Below are 19079 nucleotides of genomic sequence, written 5' to 3'. Positions count from 1 at the left end.
TTCTCGGTCTTAATCCCTAACCAACTCCCGACTAATTTCATCCCCTTCTCGTGCTACTTGGCGTACTACAAGTTGAAGTGCGGAATGTGGGCTTAAAACTCTTAGAACAGTATCAAAGGCAGGTTGCAGATTCCGAGCGTTGAGTTAAATCGTACGAGTCGATGTGTTGTCAGATATAGCAACCCTAAATCAGTTGTGTAACAAAATTGAGACAAAAAGGGGATAAAGGGAACAGGGAACGGGGAACGGGGAACAAGGAATAAAGGGAATCGGGAACGAAAAATCTTATTTTTTCTGGCATTTTAATTTTTGACGACTCATTTGGGGCTGCTATATTCGATAACAAACGATCTCTGTTCGATCGCTTTACTAAAAAGTCAAAGTGTTTTTGAGTTCTCTGAAAATATTCTTATAGAAAGTCGTCCCGAATTCTACGGATGACACCTGTGTCGTCGTGATAGGAGAATGGGATAGATTAGAAGAGAGCCATTTGGTATCGATCGTCTTGAATTGAGTATCGATCCGAGTGAAATTTTCACGCTCTTTAAACCCAGACCCTTTTCTCGAGTGTTTCTCATGCCAAGCCAAACCCAGGAATCTTTAGCTCGCGTTACCCTACGTAACATGGGAATACGCGTTGCAGGTGTAATCGCGATCGTCTCGTTGATCAGCTACTTTTATTTAAGTTCCCAACTTTCTCAGGATACGCGATCGAAACTCACCAAATATATTACCGAGCGAGCCAAGCGGGAAGAAGCGATTTTTACCCTAGCTGAAGACAATCACGAATTACTTCGCCAAGACACCCTCGAAGCGCTGCGTGAGATCGATCCAGAAGAGTCGCAAGAAAAGTTCGATCGCTATTTCTATCGATGGTCAGATGAAACCGTTCGCAACCTTCCCGAAGGAACGTCCTACGAGAACTTCAATACCGAACAGTATCCCACTGTATTTATCAGTCCCGATGTCGTTCTAGACGACGAACTTCGCCAACGTCTCGTTGTTTATTACGAGTTGGTACGGCAATACGGTGCGGCGTGGAGAAATCGTTTTCTCAGTACCTATATCAGCTTCCCCGAAGGAGGAATTGTTGTATTCTGGCCGGGATCGACGTGGGGACTCGATGCCGATACGGACTTAGACATTCGCAGCGAAGAATGGGTGTATCTCGGAGAACCAGAATACAACCCCGAACGTCAAACTCTGTGGACGCGAGTGTATGACGATCCGGTTACGGGAGCTTGGCTCGTGTCTGGAGAAACGCCGATCGACAACGAAGACGGACAACACATCGGCACGATCGGTCACGACATTGTTTTAAACCAATTCTTAGAGCGAACAATTCAAGATACTGTGCCGGGAACTTATAACATTATCGTTCGAGCGGACGGCAACTTAATCGCGCATCCTGAATTTATCGATCGTGTTCGAGAGAGTGACGGTCAACTCACCGTCGCGCAATTAGGAGACGAACACCTCCAAAATATTTTCGATATTATCAAATCAGGAGATCCGAACCAATCCGTTTTTTATAACGATCGCGATCGTGAATATTTGGCGATCGCTCGCCTTGAAAGTGCTGATTGGTACTTAATCACTGTTTATCCAGAACAGCTACTTCAAGCCAAAGCGTTTGAAACCACTCAGTTTGTTTTGTGGGTTGGGTTGGCCTCCTTTATTTTAGAAATCATATTGCTTTTCTTTGTTTTACAGCACAAAATTGCCAACCCCTTAACAAAACTTTTGGGAGCCACTCAAAAGATTGCCAAGGGTGACTTTAACATTCAATTTGAAGCGACACAAAAAGACGAACTCGGACAGTTGGCTCGCGCGTTCAATTCCATGGCAGAGCAGTTAAAAGAGTCCTTTTCCACTTTAGAAAAACGAGTCGAAGAACGCACTGCCGAACTTGCTGTTGCCAAAGAGCGAGCCGATCTCGCCAATCAATCGAAAAGCGAGTTTCTGGCCAATATGAGCCACGAATTACGAACGCCCCTCAACGGCATTTTAGGCTACGCCCAAATTCTCCAACGGAGCCAGGATCTCAACCAACAACGACAGGGACTCGATGTCATCCAACAATGTGGAAACCATCTTTTAACGCTCATCAACGATATCCTCGATCTCTCAAAAATCGAAGCGAACAAGATGGAACTCATGCCGAAAGAGTTCCATTTTCCTGCCTTTTTAACTGGCGTCGCCGAAATATTTCAAATCAAAGCCCAGCACCAACGCTTGAAGTTCAACTATCACCTGAACGCTCAAATTCCCGAAGCAATCTATGCCGATGAAAAACGATTACGTCAGGTTTTAATTAACCTGTTGGGCAACGCTGTCAAATATACCAAACGCGGGAGCGTGACCTTCAGTGTCAGTGTTATCTCGAACATCGAAGCCGAAGAGGGTCGGGAGAAAGCGGTGAACGTTCGATTCCTCATCGAAGATACGGGGATCGGCATGACTCCCGAGCAAATCGAAAAGATTTTTCAACCCTTCGAGCAAGTGGGAGATGCGCCCCGCATGGCCGAAGGAACGGGTTTGGGACTGTCGATCGCCCAGAAAATTGTCGCGTTGATGGACAGTCAAATTCAGGTCGAAAGCCGTTTCGGAGAAGGAAGCCGGTTTTGGTTCGATGTAGAGTTACCCGTGGCCACCGATTGGGTTCGTTTAGCCATGGCCCGACACGATCGCATCGACGGTTATCAGGGAGAAAAACAGAAGGTGTTAGTGGTAGACGATAAGTGGGAAAACCGAGCGGTGTTGCTCAATATCTTAGATCCCCTCGGCTTCGCTCTCGTCGAGGCAGAAAACGGACGAGAAGGATTAGCCAAAGCGGTGTCAGAAGCTCCCGATCTCATCGTTACCGATTTGGTAATGCCCGAACTCGACGGCTTTGAGATGATGCGACAACTGCGAAAAATGCCCCAGTTTCAAACGCTTCCGATTATCGTCTCCTCGGCCAGCGTGTTTGAAACCGACCAACATCGCAGTCTCGATATGGGTGGAAACGAATTTTTAGCCAAACCCGTGCAAGTTGAAGAACTCCTCGATAAACTCCAGCGATTGCTACAACTCGAGTGGGTTTATCGCGAACCTCAAAGCGACGAAGAGTCGAACCGTCTCGAGAGTTCCACCCACGAAGATCGCGACGCGGTAGTGGTTCCGCCTCCGTTAGCCGAACTCGACGTTCTCATCGATTTGGCCAAACGGGGAAATCTGCGAAAATTACGAAAGCGAGTGAACGCCTTAGCTTCGGAGAACGTTCAGTACGCTCCTTTTGCGGCACAGATCGGCGAGTTAGTTAAGACATTTCAAGAACGTGAGGTGTTGAAACTGCTCGAAAAATATCGGGTGACCGCCTCGAAACTTTAAACTGTTGCTTCGGGAAATTCCATGAACCTAAAACTGTCTGCTTGTTTGCTGAGTGCGTGGCTGTGTTGCGGCGTTCCGGCGGCCTGGGCGCAAACGATTACATATCCGACTCACGGTGAGGTGGTCAGCCGCGATGGGTTCGATCGCCGCCTCCACCAAGCAGACGTTATCTATCTCGGCGAAATTCACGATCGCCGGGAACACCACCAGGCGCAACTGGAGATTTTACAAACCCTCTACGCAGAAAATCCCGATCTCGCCATCGGAATGGAGATGTTTCAGCGACCCTATCAAACGGCGATCGATCGCTATCTCGCCGGAGAGATCGACGAAACCGAATTTCTCGAACGAACGGAATACGAAACGCGATGGGGGTTTCCTTGGGAATTCTATGCCCCGATTTTGCATTTCGCCAAAACCCACCAAATCCCAGTTTTGGCGTTAAACGCTCCCAGCGAAGCCTTGCGACAGGTGGCCGCAGGAGGCTTTGAGAACATCGCCGCCGAATACCGCGATTTCGTTCCTCCCCTCGACGAGATGCGAACGGATAACGAGTTCTATCGCCAGTGGTTGAAGGAGATTTACGATCGCTACCACGAAGGACAGGGTTCGAGCGAGGCGTTCGAGTATTTTTTTCAAGCCCAGGTTCTCTGGGACGAAACGATGGCGGATCGGGTGGCGGCGTTCGTGGCGGAGAACCCGCAGACCACTGTAGTCGTGTTGGCGGGTCAGGGTCACATCGCTTACGGCGATGGAATTCCCCAACGGGTCGATCGCCGAATTCCCGGTTTAGAGACTGTGTTGGTGGTGTTCGACCCAGATTCCGACCTTCCTTCGACGCCAGAACGGTCGTTAGCGGATTACGTTTGGCGGTGGCCGGAGTCGTCTGAGTCCGATTGAAACGACTGGAGTAGATTGGAGATGACTTCCACCAGCCAGCGTTTTTCAACGGGGGTAAGATTGGGGGCGAAATCGTAGGTGCGATCGCCCCCTTGCAAGACGCAACGCACTTTTCGCCGTCCGTGTTCGTCGAGGGAGACTTCTAAACGAACCCCTTGGAGTTCCGAGGTGTTCCCGCCATATTGGTTGTAGGTGACGCCCAGACACCGCCGATAGATATTGAAGTGATGGCGATCGATCGTCAGGCGTCCGTAACTGGCGATGGTTCCCAAACTCCTAAAGAGTAACCCCGCTCCGGCGAGGGCGTGGAGCGATAAAAACGGTAATATCAGCCAGTTCCCGCCAAAGAGGGCGGCCGCGACGATACTTCCGACGATGAGATTCCAAAATAGTGTGACTCCCAGTAGCGTAAAGTTGGGCGGCGTAATTCCTGCTGCGGGGACGTTGACGGTCGCGAGATCGTCGCTTTGCCAAACCTGTATCCGCGAGCCTTTGGGTTGGTGTCGTTGGGGAAGGATGGGTTGAGGCGGAGGGGGAGAACGTCGCAGTTGGCGTTTTCCCTGAAGAACGTCTAAGGCTTCCCGAGCAGATTTGTAGCGGTCTTCGATCGCCGGCTCTACTATTTTTTCTAACCATGCCGCGAAATCATCGGAGACTCGAATCGCCTTCTGTACCTCGATTTTCAGACGATGTTGAGGTAGTTCTTCGGGAGAACGATGGCTAAGTAAGAAAAGTAAAGTAGCGCCCAAGGCGTATAAGTCGGAGGCGAGAAAGGCTTTGCCGCGAAACTGTTCGGGGGGCATATAGCCGACAGTTCCGACGAAGGTTCCCCCGAGAATCAGGCTGTTGCGATAAATATCTCGAACGGCTCCGAAATCGACGAGATAGACGGAGCGATCGGGTTTTAAAATGATATTTTGAGGCTTAATGTCGCGATGGATGACGGGGGGCGTTTGCCAATGGAGATAATCGAGAATTTCTAAGACTTGAATGGCGATGTGTTTGGCATCGTCTTCCGTAGCTCTCCAACCTTGTTTGACCCAAGCGGCGAGGGATTTGCCTTCGACGAGTTCTTGAACTAAGCAAAACAGGCGATCGTCTTGGGTGTCGCGATAGAAATAATCGACGTAGTTGGGGATGCCGGGGTGGTTGAGTCGTTCGAGAACTTGGGCTTCTCGCTCGAACATTTCGACAATTTTCCAGTCGGCGACCTGTTTTAAGGATAAGACTTTAATGGCAACCCAGCGATCGCGATCGAGATCTCGAGCTTTGTAGGTGGTGCCAAACGCCCCTTTTCCGAGGATGGAGGCGATTTGATAGCGTTGCAGCAGTGCCATAGGTCGCACCGAAACGGCGATCGTGCGATATTTCGATTGTAGCGTCAGGTTCGAGGGAGTAGATCGTCGAGACGTAGCTGCAACTGGGGAAAGAGCGGCGAGTGAAGGGGGTCGCCTAGACGATAGGGTTGCTGTCGGTATTCGTCGGCGGTTGGTTCTTCGAGCCAACACACCGTCAACGTGGGTTGTTTGGGCTTCCCAATAAACGCCAACCCGCCTAAACCGCGATAATCGACAATCCAGTATTCTGGAATTCCCAAGAGGGCGTATTCTTCAATTTTGCGAGCGTAATCGTCTTGCCAGTTGGTACTGACGACTTCAGCCACCCATTCGATGCTGTTTCCGTTGCAGATGATGGGTTCCTGTTGCCACAGGGGTTCTGCGTGCAGTTGCGTTTCGTCTAAAGCGATGACATCGGGACGTAAGGCGGTTGCTTCTGAGGCGGGGGGTTGGATGAGGCAGTTTTTGGGGAGAATCCAAGGTTGACGCGATTTCTGGATTTCAGTGAAAAGGTATCCTGAAAGGTTTCCCGCGACGGTTTCGTGAGGTCCGGTGGGTTCCATATCGCGTAGTTCGCCGTCGATGAGTTCGTAACGTGGGTTGTCTCCGTACTTTTCGAGGAATCGATCGAGGGAGAGTTGCGTAGAGGTAAAGTGAGTCATCGGGAGGGGTGCGATCTTGTGACTATATTCTCAATTATGGCGCGATCGAAACGATGGTGGAAGGCGAGTTTTTATTGGCGATCGATTTGCTTCATCAATTCTTCAATTTCATCAATGTAACTAGCTTCTCTCTTCAAACCTGGATGATTTTTAATCTCGCTCAGAATTTCCCCTAAGACTTCTGACATGAGAGACTCATTAGAACGTTTTAATTGGGTGCATCTCAATTTCGTAGAACGACCCCTCCGCGCCTCGACTGAGGCTTCGACGGTGAGCGCTCAGCCGAACCGCGCTCGCCGAACGTCCTTCGGCACCTCCCCTTACTAAGGGGAGGATGGGTGGGTTTCCGGGTGAGATGCACCCGCTTCAATTTGCTCAGTCACGATGAGCCGTAGGTTGGGTGGAGCGAGAGCAAAACCCAACACGCCCCACTATTTACAGACAACATTTTCAAAAAAATTAATATCTTCATTAGGAGTACCGTAGGTTGGGTGGAGCGAGAGCAAAACCCAACACCCCCTACTATTCACGACCGATATTGTCAGAAAATTTGATGTCTTCATCGGTTCCCCAATCGAGCGAATAAATTCCGCGATTGACATACCGTAAAAAGCTCGATCGCTTCCAATCTTTCGGAGCTTTAACCAAGCCATTTTTGACGGGATTAAAATGTATATAATCCACATGGTTCACCAAATCTGATTTATCTCGAATTTGATGTTCCCAAAACCGAGGTTGCCAGACTGCCTTTTCTCCTTTCCTCTGTCGCGAATATGAAATGTAACCTTGATATTTGGACGGAGAGTGACGGCTAAAATTGCTCGGTATCGATCCCTCTGAATTGGAGGGAGAATAATTCCGCCGATTCAAAGCGGCTCGATTCCGATAAAGTTGCGAATTTCTTGCGCCATAATTTCCAAATCTTCTCGGGGGAAGTCATAGGCAAAACGACGCAAAAAGACTCCTTCCCAAAGATAGAGAATTGAAATCTGTTTCCAAGAATTTTTTTTCGACTGAGAAGACAATATCGTTTCGACTTCTACCAGCTCGATATCTGAAGTTTTTCCCGATTTTTGATAATACGTGATTCCCCAGCAGCGCCAGAAAAAGTGAAAGCGATCGCGATCGATAACGAGCCAACGTTCCGTTTCCGAAACGATCGCGACAATCGATCCCACCCCAACATATAACACCGCTGTCAGTAAAGTTATCGGATAAATTCCAATGGCGATCGCAATAACAATCGCAATTGAAGAGAGCAACACGATCCAAATCAAGTTATGGGATGCAGGAATTACATAGGCGAGAGAGTTAGAATTTCGTTGAGAGACGAGCGAAAACGGCGATTTGAGATCGATCGCTTCGATATCCAACGTCGCCGAAACCTGTTCCGTGCGATCGAGAGCGTCGATCGCCTCCTCCGCACAGACAAACCGATCCTCGATCGACGGTTCGAGTATCTTTTCTAACCAATCGCCAAACTCGGACGACACGCGAACGCGATCGCGAAACTGGAGTTTCAAGCGTTTTTGCGGAAACGAATCCGGCGATTTCCCCGACAGCAAAAACAACGCCGTCGCACCCAACCCATACAAATCTGACGCCCCACAGACTTCGCCGCGAAACTGTTCGTGCGCCATATATCCCAACGTTCCGACAAAGGTTCCGCCTCGGGTGAGGGTGTTGCGATAGACATCCTGAACCGCCCCGAAATCCACTAAATATACGGTTCCGTTGTCGTCGCGAACGATGTTTTGAGGTTTGATGTCGCGGTGAATGACGGGAGGATGTAAGTCGTGAAGATATTGCAGTATCTCTAACACCTTTCGCACGATGCGTTTGACTTCTTTTTCTGTCGGTTTCCAACCTCGTTCGATGAGGGTGGCGAGGGAGGTTCCGGGGGCGAGTTCTTGAATGAGGTAAAAGCGGCGATCGCCATCAGTATCGAGTTGAAATCGCGCCAGATAGTTGGGGATGTTGGGATGGTTGAGGTTGGCGAGAACTTTCGCTTCGCGATCGAACAGTTCGACGACTTTCCAATCTGTTACCCGTCGCATCGACACCACTTTCATGGCGACGCGAGTACCGTCGTGGGTGTCTTCGGCTTCGTAAGTCGTTCCCATCCCGCCGCTTCCCAACACGCTGAGAATGCGGTAGCGATCGGCGATGATGTCGTTGGATTCGTGTAAGGAACTCATGGGTTTTCAAGGTGGGTTGAAGGATTCACCACATCCGACAGTGAGAACATGGAGAATCCATCGGTTTTGAAAGACTGTTTTATTCTTCAATTATTAAACGGGAGAGATGTTTTAATATCTGTAAGACGGTATAGAGTTCGTTGCCGGGGTTGCGCGTAATAAATACTTTGGAAACGGCGTATTGCCAAACTTTGGATTTCAGGAGTTTGATGAATGCGAAACTGCCTCCAGTTGAGATTAAACCGTAGACGGGACGTTCGGGGTGGAGACTTCCCATCATGTAGGCAATCAGTTGTGCGAGTCCTTCTTCGATGGAAAAAGAGGCTTTCTTGGATTCGATCGCCATCACCCAAAATTTATCTTTGAGAACGAGGGTATCGATTCGTCCTTTGACAAGGGTATCTTCGTCTTCGACGAGAAACTCGATGGGTTCTTCGGAACGAACGTAAAACGGCTGTAAATAAAAGTCGCTGATAAATAAAATCGGATCGAGAACGGACATCCGCACGACATCTTTGAGTAAGGGCGGATAGTTCAATAAATTGAGATATCCCGCTTTGACTTTATCGAGAAGCTGTTTGTCCGTATCTGAAAGTTTCGGTAAATCCGTTTTCCACTCTTGAAAAAATGCTTCGTCTTCTACGAGTTCGAGATTAAATGTCTCGATGAGTTCGCGAAGATTGGTTTTTTGAGCGATAATCGTGCGAGTCACCATCGCTATGTCTCCGAATCAGAACTGTCTTCGTAGGCGTCGAATTGCAGTAGGTGATGAAACGCCGATCGATCCTGTAGCGAAGCTAAATCCGGATCGTTTAAAGCCCTAGGAATAAAGATTATCGGGGCGAGGGAAATCGCCCGTTTCAACGCCTCCAACGCTACTTCTACGTCGTCCGTCAACGCCGCACAACAGGCTTGGTTGTACCAACTGTAACTGTCCTCGGGATCGAGATCGAGACAGCTATCGTATTGCGCGATCGCCTGTCGGTAATCCTTCATCTGGCGGTAGGTTTCCGCTAACTTGTACCGCGTCCAAAAATCTTCAGGATCGCGGCGTAAGGCTTGGCGGTAGTGGACGATCGCATCCTCGTACTGTCCCAATTGTCGCAAACAGTCCCCTTTGCGGAACCATCCCCAAAAATCTCGCGGGCGAATTTCGATCGATTCCTCGTAACTGGAAATCGCCGCCCGATATTCCCCCAAATACCGCAACGCATCGCCGCGACGGAACCACGCCCAATAATCGTGAGGGCGCAACCGCAAGGCTTTATCGAAGCTGGCGATCGCATCGTCGAACTTTTCTAACTCTTCCGACAACACGCAACCTCGGTTGTACCATACCCAATAGTCCCGAGGGCGTTGTTCTCCGGCGCGATCGAAACTGTAAACCGCTTCCTCGTAATCCCCCAATTCTACGAGAACGTTTCCCCGTTCGTACCAACTCCAATAGTCGTGAGGGCGGGCGAGAAGGGCGCGATCGAAACAGGCTAACGCCGCCGTATACTCGCCCCGATCGGCGAATTTCTCCCCTTGGTGATAGCACAGCCAGTAATCTTCCCATCGCGATTCCAAATACGGCGTGAGACGACTACTCATTAGATTCACGCTTAGTTTCCCCCTTTATGAACACACAGCGAACAACACACAGCGAACAACACGCAGCGAACCGTCAACCGGAGAGCGATCGCGCTGGGTTCGATCGATCGTCTGGTTCTATTGTCGTCTAAAGACCTCGATCGAAACGACTGCGTGAGAAGATAAACAAACCGAAGAGAAACCCGAGACCAACAGTTGGCAGCCTGAGATGACAGACTACCGCATAGAAAAAGACTCGATGGGGGAACGCCAAATCCCCGCCAACGCCTACTATGGCATTCAAACCCTACGGGCGACCGAAAACTTTCCCATTAGCGGACTCAAACCGCTTCCCACTTACGTCGATGCGTGCGTTCTGATTAAAAAAGCCACCGCCACCGCTAACGGCGAACTCGGCTGTATTCCCCAAGATATCGCCTCAGCCATCGTCAACGCCGCCGACGAAGTTCTCAACGGACAGTTTCGAGAACAGTTCGTGGTGGATGTCTACCAAGCCGGGGCGGGAACCTCTCACCACATGAACGTCAACGAAGTTCTCGCCAATCGCGCCTTAGAACTTCTCGGAGATACCAAAGGAAACTACAGTCGCGTCAGTCCCAACGACCATGTAAACTACGGCCAGTCTACCAACGATGTCATTCCCACCGCCATTCGCGTCGGGTCGTTGTTAGCCCTCGATCGCACCTTCTTCCCCGCCTTAGACGCGGCGATCGCATCTCTCCATCGCCAAGCCGAGGAATTCCAAAACGTCGTCAAATCTGGGCGCACCCACATGCAAGACGCCGTACCCGTGCGGTTGGGGGAAGTCTTTCGCGCCTGGGCGACGATTTTAAGCGACCATCACCGCCGCATTCGATTCGCCGCCGAAGATTTAAAAGTGTTAGGCTTGGGCGGAAGCGCTTCGGGAACCGGACTCAACACGCACCCCCGCTATCGCTTCCGCGTCGCCGAATTACTCTCGGAATACATCGGACAATCCTTACAAAGCGCCCCTCACCTCATGGCGGCGATGCAAAGCCTTTCGCCGTTCGTGGGCGTTTCGGGAAGTCTCCGCAACCTCGCCCAAGATTTGGTGAAGATTTCCCACGATTTGCGTCTGATGGATTCGGGCCCGAAAACAGGATTGAAAGAAATTCAACTTCCTCCGGTTCAACCGGGTTCCTCGATTATGCCGGGGAAATACAATCCAGTGATGGCGGAAATGACCTCGATGGTGTGTTTCCAGGTGATGGGATACGACCAGGCGATCGCCCTCTGCGGCCAAGCGGGACAATTAGAATTAAACGTTATGATGCCCTTAGTGGCGTACGATTTAATTCACAGCATCGAGATTCTGGGCAATACCATTTCTGCCTTGACGACGCGCTGCATCGATGGAATCACCGCCGATCGCGATCGCTGCGCCGCCTACGCCGAAGGAAGTTTAGCCCTCGTGACAGCGTTGAATCCCCACATTGGCTATCTCAACGCCGCTGCGATCGCCAAAGAATCCCTCGAAACTGGGAAATCCCTGCGTCAACTGGTGTTAGAGAAAGGATTGATGGACGAAGCGGAGTTGGCGAAGGTGTTGGATTTAGACGAGATGAGTCAACTTCCCCCTTCAAAAGACGAACTCAACGATTAAGATCCCGGTAGGGGGGCGAACCGTCTGCGCCCCTACCTCCCTGTCGCGTTCGATCGAAACTCCCATGCAAAGCCAATATACAGAAACCCAACTGACCTTTTCCTACGAAAACGGCCACGAAGAATCCTTCAGCGTTCCCATGACGCCCCAGGAAGTGTACCAACAGTTACAACTGGCGATCGAAATGCCGTTGTTGACCTTTCACCTGTACGATCGCAGCGTCACCATTCGGTTCGATCGTGTTCTCAAAGTCGAAGTTTTCCCACCTTTCCCCGAAATGCAAGGAGACGGTGTCTTTTCCAACGCCCAAGTCGTCACCGCCATGCGTCGCGCCGCACGACGATAATGAGATGAGGGAATGAAGACAGTCACCAGTCACCAGTCACCAGTCACCAGTGAAGATAGAGAACAGCGGATCTGGGAACAGGGAACAGAAATCGTAGGGTGTGTGACGCGGCGGGGAAATGTGGCCGAAGTCAGGTCAAAGGACTGTTACCGCGTCACGCACCGTCCCCACCGACAACTTGTCCCCCTCTCCCAATCTCCCCCTCTCCCCCTCTCCCAATCTCCCCCTCTCCCCCTCTCCCAATCTCCCCCTCTCCCAATCTCCCCCTCTCCCAATCTCCCCCTCTCCCTTTCTGCCAAATATGAAACTCTTCGTCGAAGGATGGCGATACATCTCCCAATCCTACGCCGTCGTCAACCAATTCCAACTTCTCGAACTCCTCAAGCGTCCTCACGTGAACCTGTTTCACCGGGAAATGCCCTATTTACAGAATTGGCAACCGACGGCGGGGTTGCTGTCTCCGGGTGAAGAAACGGCGTTACGAAAAATTCCCCAACCCTCCGGCTACGCCGACGTGTTGTTGCGGATGCAAATGCCGTTTAACCTCAAACCCGCTTCCGAAGCCAGTCAAACCGTCGTGTTCGGACTGACGGAGTATGGAAAGGTTCACAATGCAATGCTGTCGGCGATGGGGGTTTCGGACTTCAAACAGGCGTACCGCGAGACCGATACCGTCATCGTCACTTCGTCTGAATGGTCTCGTCAAGGATTTATCGCCAGCGGTGCCGAACCGAGTCGGGTGGTGGTGGTTCCCCTAGGGGTGGATACGCAGCGGTGTCGTCCGCTTCCGCCAGACGAACGTAAAGTCTTGCGTCGGGAATTGGGAATTGACGATTATTTCGTGTTTCTCAACGTCAGTTCGTTGCATCCGCGAAAGGGAATTCGTCCGCTGTTGAAGGCGTTTTCTCGAGCTAGCGATCGCCATCCCGAGGCAAGATTGATATTAAAAGGAACCTCTTCGCTGTACGAATCGCAGAAATACGTTATCGATGCGTTAAACGAGATGTTGACGCCCCAGGAACGGGAACGAACGATTCCGCGAATTGCCTATATTGGAAAAGATTTGTCGTTTGAGGCAGTGATTCGACTGCACCAAGCGGCGGACGTTTATGTTTCGCCCTATTTAGCCGAAGGGTTTAACCTTCCAGTTCTAGAAGCGATCGCCTGTGGAAATCCGGTGATTTGTACGGCGGGAGGTCCGACGGACGATTTTACGCGATCGGACTTTGCACTACGGGTTGACAGTCGGCCAATCTGGGTCGAGATCGACAACGAATCCCGTTTGTTATTGTCGCCGAATATCGAGAGTTTGGTGGCGGCGATGGAACGGGCGATCGCGGATTCTGTTTTTCGAGAAACTGCACGACGTTCTGGCGTTATGTTTGTTGAAGAAAATTATACCTGGTCGAAGACAGTCGATCGCCTGTTAGGGGTGTTTTCTTCGTCGATGATGGCGTTTGCTGATGTGGTTCCGGTTTAAATCGCCGATCTCGCTGAAGGAGACTGTTGAAAACCACCAATACACAGAGAGGTTTGACGGATGAATCTTCTCAAGAAAATAACACTCAAAGGTTTTAAATCGATTCAGTCAATGGAACTTGAATTGCAGCCATTGAATGTTCTCATTGGGGCGAATGGCGCTGGAAAAAGCAATCTCGTTTCGTTTTTTAAAATGTTGAACGAGATGATGGCTGGACGCTTTCAGCAATATACTGCCATGTCTGGGAGAGCCTCATCGATTTTACATTTCGGACCTAAGATAACGCCTCAAATCGAAGCAACTTTAGAGTTTGAAGTTGAAAACGGTGTCGATACGTATTTTCTGAGGCTATTTCATGCCGCAAACGATACTCTCATTTTCGCAGAAGAAACCTTAAGTTTTCTACAAACTGATTATACATCTCCAAGAGTTGAGTCTCTAGGAGCTGGACACCTAGAAACCCGAATTCCCGAGGCCGCAGAAGGAGAAATCGTCACTGCAAAAACGCTGAGATTTTTGCTAAATCGCTGCCGCGTGTACCACTTCCACGATACCTCTTCAACATCAGCCATGCGCCAGTCTTGCTACGTGGGCGATACGCGATGGCTGATGCCTGATGCGGGGAATTTAGCAGCTTTGCTCCTCAGATTTCGTCGCGAAAATCATTCAGAGTATCAAAAAATTGTTAGAACAATTCGTTTAATCGCACCTTTTTTTAAAGATTTTGTTCTCGAACCCGATGCGGCTCAGCGTGTCTTGCTAAATTGGGAAACTAAAGACTCCGATCGCGTATTTAGCCCTCATGAATTTTCGGATGGAACTTTACGCGCAATTTGTCTGATTACGCTGCTTTTGCAACCTGAAGAAACACGTCCCGAGATGATTATTGTAGACGAGCCAGAACTTGGACTTCATCCTTATGCACTCAATATCATTGCAGACTTGTTTAGTCAGGCTGCATACCATATCCAGGTTTTGATGAGTACCCAATCAAGTTTATTGATAGATAATTTCAGTCCTGAAAATATTATCACCGTCAATCTAGAGGGGCAAGCATCGCAGTTTCAGCGACTCACTCCGTCGAAATTAGACACTTGGCTCGAAGAATATAGTTTAGGAGAAATCTGGGAGAAAAATATTATTGGTGGAGGTCCTCATTGATGGTGCGTCTATACCTTTTTGCTGAAGGACAAACCGAGCAAACGTTTGCCGATCTTTTAATTAAGCCACATTTAGCACAATATAACGTGTTTATGCACCGTCCTCGTCTGATTGCTCATGCCCGACAACAAGGTCGAGTGCATCGTGGAGGATTTGTCAAGTATCTTCCAATGAAAAATGATATTCTTCGCTCTCTGCAAGAAGATAAAAATTCAGACGTATTTTTTACAACGATGATTGATTTGTTCAGAATGCCTTCAGATTTTCCAGGGTTAGAAGAGTCTAAATCTAGACAAAATAATCCATTCGATCGCGTCGATTTTTTAGAGGAATGCTTTGCCGAAGACATTGGAGATCGCCGATTTATTCCTTACATTCAACTCCATGAATACGAAGCGTATTTATTTTGCGATCCGACCTGTTTTGAATATTTTTATCCCAAACGAAATCGAGAAATTGAGGTTCTGCAATCTATCGTCGATCGCTATGAGACGCCCGAGTTGATTAACGACGGACAAACCACAGCCCCCAGCAAACGGATTATAGCTGAATTTCCCGAGTATAAAAAGTCTAAGCGAATTGTAGGGTCTCAGTTAGCCGAATTAATTGGCTTGTCCGTGATTCGCCAACTGTGTCCTCATTTCAATGGCTGGCTCTCTCGCCTCGAATCGTTAAACAACACGATAATATAAACGGTCGGCGTTCGATGGTGCTGTAGGGCGAATAATGCCCACCCGAAACGCGATCGAGCCTTGAGGAAAACAATATTATCTCAACTGATTTAACGCTCGATCGGCGGATTTACGGAGGTTTTCAGCATCTGCCGTCGCAGTGGTTCCCGCTTCGACTTTATCCCACATTCCGCACTTCAAATGTAGTCAGGAGTTACGCAGTTGAGCAGGGTGCATCTCAATGAGTGCAAAAACATCAGTTTGGGGTGGCAAAATTCCCGATTAGCACTTCCGGTATAAGATCCCCGGCATCTCCAAGCCGGGGATCTGGAAATTGAGTGCGCCCAATTCGATGAATTTACATTTTTGAGATGCACCCATTTTAACCTCCAATCCCCATGTTTTTTTCAAAAGTTGAGATGCTCCCAGTTGTTTGTACGAACTCAAGTTTGAAGCGAACGGCCGAACGGAGCAGTTAGGACACTATCCCGTTCGGTCGAAGTGTTCTTACGCTTTCGTAAAGCCCAACCCGTTTTCCTGGGCGTAACGCTCCATAAAGCGCATGAAGCGATCCCATTCCGCCGTAGATTTGATCGCCACGATCGCTTCGAGAGCTTCAGGTTGACCGTTGACGAACTTGCCCTTAACTTCTCGCGTCACCAGTTCGCCTTCTTCATCGACCAAATACATCCCCGTAATTTCTTCTTCAAAATCTTGTTGGAGGGCGTTGGGTTTTTCAAAATAAAAAATCGCGCGTCCGTTGGTTCCATCTTTCGATCGTGTCAAACGCACGTCAGGGACGATTTCTTCCTTAACACCTCTTGAAAACTCGATATGAGCCATAAAGCCACCATAAACAACAAAATACTCGGAGGAACGCCTTGGGAAAGTCAATCGGGATTGCTGGTGGGTTGCAAACGCAAACTTCGAGAATTGCCAATTCGAGAGTTGCCAATTCGAGAGTTGCTAATTCGATAACAACAGACACTGCAATCTCGCTCGATCGCGTAACTCCTTTAAATTTCAACTTAACACAGTCAGCGGCCTTGACGATAGGTCGTGGGAAAGGGGCAAGGAGAGGGCTCGCCAATCGGCCATTTCTGCAATGGTCGCACCGTTAACGGCAAGAAAACCGTAAATTTTCTACGATTCGTCTAAAATATCGTCGCGTTCTTGACCTTCAGGGAGTTCGACGAAGACGCGATCGCCCGCACTGACCCCCTCGAGAATTTGCACGCGATCGCCGATCGTCGGGCCGATCGTCACGGGTTGAAACTCAGCCCGATTGCGATCGTTGGGAACCAACACCCCAGTTTCGCCGCGACGGGTGACGATGGCACGAATGGGTAACACCAAAGCATTGGAGAGGCGATCGCCGAGAAACGTTAAATCGACGTTCATTCCCGATCGCAGTTTGTCTTCGCCCGTGAGAACGTCCAAGCGCACCTGAAACAGCGTCACGTCTCGTTCCTCGACCGCTTCGGGGGCGATAATCTTCACGCGTCCTTCAAATACCTCATCGGGATAGGCATCGGCGACGATTTCGACGGACTGGCCGGTATAAATCTGGCTGATGTCGGCTTCGGGAACCTTAGCTAAGACTTCCAAGCCTTTGGCTAAGGCGACGATCGAGGTGGAGGTGGCCGAACTCACGTCCGAGGCGGAGGTGGCCGGCGTCACGAAGGCTCCTACGTCCGCGTAACGTTGGGCGATAATGCCCGAAAACGGCGCTCGAACGCGCGTGTCTTCTAGCTGCACTTCGTAATACCGCACTTGAGCTTCGGCTTCCATCACGTCCGCTTCGGCCGAGGCAATGTCTTCGGGGCGGGTTCCGTTGAGGAGTTCGTCGAGGCGCGCTTGGGCTTCTTCTAGGGAAGCTCTGGCTGAAGCGACTTCTGCTTCGGCGCGATCGATTTCCTCAATTCTCGCGCCGTTTCGCAACCGTTCTAAGCGCCGTCGGGCTTCTTCGGCCGAGGCGCGAACCTGTTGCAAGCTAGCACGAGCGCGGCGTTCTTCGTCCACGGCGCGATCGAGATCCTGTCGAGAAATGGCACCGTCGCGATAGAGCTGTTCGTTGCGGCGCACGTCTTGCTGGGCTAACGCCACCCGCGATTCGACTTCTGCGATGGCAGCTTCTGCCCGTCCTACTGCCGCTTCTGCTTCGGCGATATCTTCGAGGCGGCTTCCAGCACGGAGTTCTGCTAGTTGTGCTTGCGATCGCTCCCACTGCGATCGCGCTTGACGCACTCCTGCCCGAGCGCGATCGATCTCCTCGGGACGCGCGCCGTTTTCGAGTTCTGCTAAATTGGCTCGGGCGCGATCGAGTCGGGCTTGGGCTTGCGCGAGCTGTGCGGCGATTTCCTGGCTTTCCATTTGGGCGACGACTTCGCCTTGAGAGATGCGATCGCCCTGTTCGACGAACAGTCGTTCGAGGCGTCCTTGCACTTTCGGGCTGAGGTTGACGCGCTGTTCCGGTTGCACTTCTCCCGTGGCTTCGATGCGTACTGTCACGTCGGCGGCCTCGACGGGAACGGTTAACTCTGCAAGATTTTCAGTTTGGGATGCGGTATTCTGTCGGGTGACGATCGCCACCGAACCAACGCCGAGAACTCCTGCAACTACGAGTCCGGCGATCCAAGGGTTAGGATGCTTGAGTTTTCCAACGATCGGAAGCTGCATAAAGACACCGGACATTTGTGGATTAGCCAATTCAACACAACAGACCCTCTTGTTTGGGTATACCAAATTTTAGAAGGGTAAGAGGTTCGTACCGAAAAATCGAATTGCGGTCGCGAGGGATGTGTCAGTTTTTCAACTGGCTAAGTTTTGACGCGCTCTCGTTTTCGTGTATTCCGCTCTATTCCATTGTAGATAAGGCATATAGCAGTGCCAAATGAGTCCTCAAAAATTAAAACACCAGAAAAAATCCGATTCCCCGTTCCCCGTTCCCAATTCCCTTTTTGTCCCGATTTTGTTACACAACTGATTTAGGGTTGCTATATCACCACTTCCAAGGGCAAAAAACCGGGAAGGAGATGGGTTTTCCGAATGTAGGAACGTCGTAATAAAGGAGGCGATCGCCTTGAGTTTTAATGGCTCTCCGAGTGTGACTCTGCTAAATCTTTGCCAAAACGCCCTCCGGACTCGAGCGAACACTCTCGGTGCAGCGTTTCATTCATAATTGGGTCAGACTGAGATGGTCGAGTTCGCAGGCTCCCGCCATGAAGATTCGGATTCGCATCGCGAGCTGTGAGTGTTGAGCAAATGCTGTCCATGAGAAGCTTTCGAGACTTGCCACCTTAAGCGGCCAGTACCGAAAGCTTGCCCCGAGCAAAGTCGAAGGGGTGGGACTTGATACGGAATCCGAATTTCAAATACTGGTTTTACTCAGTCAGACAAGCCCCTCTATAGCAGTACGACTTCGTTTGCAGATTGTTTTCAGGATAGATCGTTACGGCATGGGGTTTTCATCCAATCTGTTTCCACAAACCATTTAGGTTTGCTATATCCCCCCAACCCCCCTTTCAAAGGAGGGGCTAAGGAAAGGATGAAGTATGAAACTCCAATTTTCAGTCAATACTGAGTTTGACTGTTAAACCCACATTCCGCACTTCAAATGTAGTGTATAAGTAGTATAAATTGAATCGGAAAGGAATTAGGTATTTCGACTCAGCCAACTGACCCCTTGACTTGAAAATAACATTCAAGAGCCAACTGACTTGACAAAAATAGTAG

At 50.0% G+C, this 19079-nt stretch carries 16 protein-coding genes; 8 read left to right on the top strand and 8 right to left on the bottom strand.

Annotated elements, in window-relative coordinates:
- The first annotated feature begins 576 nt into the window (after nucleotides 1-576).
- Entirely contained in the window at nucleotides 577-3372 is a 2796-nt protein-coding gene (locus GEI7105_RS35730) for a hybrid sensor histidine kinase/response regulator (protein ID WP_144053604.1), read from the top strand.
- 21 nt (nucleotides 3373-3393) lie between these two features.
- Nucleotides 3394-4272: a ChaN family lipoprotein gene (locus GEI7105_RS0100225; RefSeq protein ID WP_017658471.1), complete on the top strand. Its 879-nt coding sequence runs from the start codon at nucleotides 3394-3396 to the stop codon at nucleotides 4270-4272.
- Here the strand turns inward: GEI7105_RS0100225 and GEI7105_RS28340 are convergent.
- Together GEI7105_RS28340 and GEI7105_RS0100215 are read right to left on the bottom strand one after the other, a co-directional pair.
- Nucleotides 4233-5609, bottom strand: coding sequence for a serine/threonine-protein kinase (locus GEI7105_RS28340; RefSeq protein ID WP_017658470.1), 1377 nt, complete (start codon nucleotides 5607-5609; stop codon nucleotides 4233-4235). The two genes, GEI7105_RS0100225 and GEI7105_RS28340, sit on opposite strands and share 40 nt — an antisense overlap.
- Nucleotides 5610-5653: 44 nt before the next feature.
- Nucleotides 5654-6271 (bottom strand): Uma2 family endonuclease, encoded by a 618-nt coding sequence (locus GEI7105_RS0100215; RefSeq protein ID WP_017658469.1) that lies wholly within the window; start codon nucleotides 6269-6271, stop codon nucleotides 5654-5656.
- Nucleotides 6272-6457: 186 nt separating this feature from the next.
- Here GEI7105_RS0100215 and GEI7105_RS38085 point away from each other — a divergent pair, with 186 nt between their 5' ends.
- Nucleotides 6458-6598, top strand: coding sequence for a hypothetical protein (locus GEI7105_RS38085; protein WP_158413135.1), 141 nt, complete (start codon nucleotides 6458-6460; stop codon nucleotides 6596-6598).
- Nucleotides 6599-6793: 195 nt separating this feature from the next.
- Here GEI7105_RS38085 and GEI7105_RS41180 read toward each other — a convergent pair whose 3' ends face one another.
- The 4 genes from GEI7105_RS41180 to GEI7105_RS28330 all read right to left on the bottom strand — a co-directional run bounded on the left by GEI7105_RS41180 (nucleotide 6794) and on the right by GEI7105_RS28330 (nucleotide 10062).
- The gene (locus GEI7105_RS41180) at nucleotides 6794-7141 is read right to left on the bottom strand and encodes an REP-associated tyrosine transposase (protein WP_445958239.1); all 348 of its coding nucleotides are present in this window, start codon (nucleotides 7139-7141) and stop codon (nucleotides 6794-6796) included.
- Nucleotides 7138-8469: a serine/threonine protein kinase gene (locus GEI7105_RS0100200; protein WP_017658466.1), complete on the bottom strand. Its 1332-nt coding sequence runs from the start codon at nucleotides 8467-8469 to the stop codon at nucleotides 7138-7140. Before GEI7105_RS0100200 ends, GEI7105_RS41180 begins: the two co-directional genes overlap by 4 nt.
- A 79-nt stretch (nucleotides 8470-8548) precedes the next feature.
- Entirely contained in the window at nucleotides 8549-9184 is a 636-nt protein-coding gene (locus GEI7105_RS0100195; RefSeq protein ID WP_017658465.1) for a hypothetical protein, read from the bottom strand.
- A 2-nt stretch (nucleotides 9185-9186) separates the two neighbouring features.
- Nucleotides 9187-10062, bottom strand: a complete 876-nt coding sequence (locus GEI7105_RS28330) for a tetratricopeptide repeat protein (protein WP_017658464.1) — start codon at nucleotides 10060-10062, stop codon at nucleotides 9187-9189.
- A 208-nt stretch (nucleotides 10063-10270) separates the two neighbouring features.
- On the opposite strand from GEI7105_RS28330, the gene GEI7105_RS0100185 reads away from it, so the two are divergent.
- The 5 genes from GEI7105_RS0100185 to GEI7105_RS0100155 all read left to right on the top strand — a co-directional run bounded on the left by GEI7105_RS0100185 (nucleotide 10271) and on the right by GEI7105_RS0100155 (nucleotide 15365).
- Nucleotides 10271-11686 carry an aspartate ammonia-lyase gene (locus tag GEI7105_RS0100185; protein ID WP_017658463.1) on the top strand — a complete coding sequence of 472 codons (1416 nt, stop codon included), beginning with the start codon at nucleotides 10271-10273 and terminating at the stop codon, nucleotides 11684-11686.
- Nucleotides 11687-11750: 64 nt separating this feature from the next.
- Nucleotides 11751-12032, top strand: coding sequence for a hypothetical protein (locus GEI7105_RS0100180; protein WP_017658462.1), 282 nt, complete (start codon nucleotides 11751-11753; stop codon nucleotides 12030-12032).
- A gap of 301 nt (nucleotides 12033-12333) precedes the next feature.
- Complete coding sequence (locus GEI7105_RS0100165) at nucleotides 12334-13512, top strand: glycosyltransferase (protein ID WP_017658460.1); 1179 nt, start codon at nucleotides 12334-12336, stop codon at nucleotides 13510-13512.
- 60 nt (nucleotides 13513-13572) lie between these two features.
- Entirely contained in the window at nucleotides 13573-14673 is a 1101-nt protein-coding gene (locus tag GEI7105_RS41175) for an AAA family ATPase (RefSeq protein ID WP_017658459.1), read from the top strand.
- On the top strand, nucleotides 14673-15365 hold the full coding sequence (locus GEI7105_RS0100155) for a DUF4276 family protein (RefSeq protein ID WP_017658458.1): 693 nt from the start codon (nucleotides 14673-14675) through the stop codon (nucleotides 15363-15365). Before GEI7105_RS41175 ends, GEI7105_RS0100155 begins: the two co-directional genes overlap by 1 nt.
- 486 nt (nucleotides 15366-15851) lie before the next feature.
- Here GEI7105_RS0100155 and psb28 read toward each other — a convergent pair whose 3' ends face one another.
- On the bottom strand, nucleotides 15852-16187 hold the full coding sequence (psb28, locus tag GEI7105_RS0100145) for a photosystem II reaction center protein Psb28 (RefSeq protein ID WP_026097315.1): 336 nt from the start codon (nucleotides 16185-16187) through the stop codon (nucleotides 15852-15854).
- A 300-nt stretch (nucleotides 16188-16487) separates the two neighbouring features.
- The gene (locus GEI7105_RS0100140) at nucleotides 16488-18038 is read right to left on the bottom strand and encodes an efflux RND transporter periplasmic adaptor subunit (RefSeq protein ID WP_035492243.1); all 1551 of its coding nucleotides are present in this window, start codon (nucleotides 18036-18038) and stop codon (nucleotides 16488-16490) included.
- Between the last annotated feature and the right edge of the window lie 1041 nt (nucleotides 18039-19079).

The organism is Baaleninema simplex PCC 7105, assembly GCF_000332355.1.
GTDB classification, from domain to species: domain Bacteria; phylum Cyanobacteriota; class Cyanobacteriia; order Cyanobacteriales; family Geitlerinemataceae; genus Baaleninema; species Baaleninema simplex.
The sequence above is the reverse complement of the archived record's forward strand: the minus strand, read 5'-3'. Positions and strand labels throughout refer to the sequence as shown.

Coding starts and splice junctions, on each gene's coding strand:
- GEI7105_RS0100140 (WP_035492243.1), bottom strand. CDS start 18,038: ATGTCCGGTGTCTTTATGCAGCTTCCGATCGTTGGAAAACTCAAGCAT.
- GEI7105_RS28340 (WP_017658470.1), bottom strand. CDS start 5,609: ATGGCACTGCTGCAACGCTATCAAATCGCCTCCATCCTCGGAAAAGGG.
- GEI7105_RS41175 (WP_017658459.1), top strand. CDS start 13,573: ATGAATCTTCTCAAGAAAATAACACTCAAAGGTTTTAAATCGATTCAG.
- GEI7105_RS35730 (WP_144053604.1), top strand. CDS start 577: ATGCCAAGCCAAACCCAGGAATCTTTAGCTCGCGTTACCCTACGTAAC.
- GEI7105_RS0100200 (WP_017658466.1), bottom strand. CDS start 8,469: ATGAGTTCCTTACACGAATCCAACGACATCATCGCCGATCGCTACCGC.
- GEI7105_RS0100155 (WP_017658458.1), top strand. CDS start 14,673: ATGGTGCGTCTATACCTTTTTGCTGAAGGACAAACCGAGCAAACGTTT.
- GEI7105_RS0100165 (WP_017658460.1), top strand. CDS start 12,334: ATGAAACTCTTCGTCGAAGGATGGCGATACATCTCCCAATCCTACGCC.
- GEI7105_RS0100180 (WP_017658462.1), top strand. CDS start 11,751: ATGCAAAGCCAATATACAGAAACCCAACTGACCTTTTCCTACGAAAAC.
- GEI7105_RS38085 (WP_158413135.1), top strand. CDS start 6,458: ATGAGAGACTCATTAGAACGTTTTAATTGGGTGCATCTCAATTTCGTA.
- GEI7105_RS28330 (WP_017658464.1), bottom strand. CDS start 10,062: ATGAGTAGTCGTCTCACGCCGTATTTGGAATCGCGATGGGAAGATTAC.
- GEI7105_RS0100215 (WP_017658469.1), bottom strand. CDS start 6,271: ATGACTCACTTTACCTCTACGCAACTCTCCCTCGATCGATTCCTCGAA.
- psb28 (WP_026097315.1), bottom strand. CDS start 16,187: ATGGCTCATATCGAGTTTTCAAGAGGTGTTAAGGAAGAAATCGTCCCT.
- GEI7105_RS0100195 (WP_017658465.1), bottom strand. CDS start 9,184: ATGGTGACTCGCACGATTATCGCTCAAAAAACCAATCTTCGCGAACTC.
- GEI7105_RS0100185 (WP_017658463.1), top strand. CDS start 10,271: ATGACAGACTACCGCATAGAAAAAGACTCGATGGGGGAACGCCAAATC.
- GEI7105_RS0100225 (WP_017658471.1), top strand. CDS start 3,394: ATGAACCTAAAACTGTCTGCTTGTTTGCTGAGTGCGTGGCTGTGTTGC.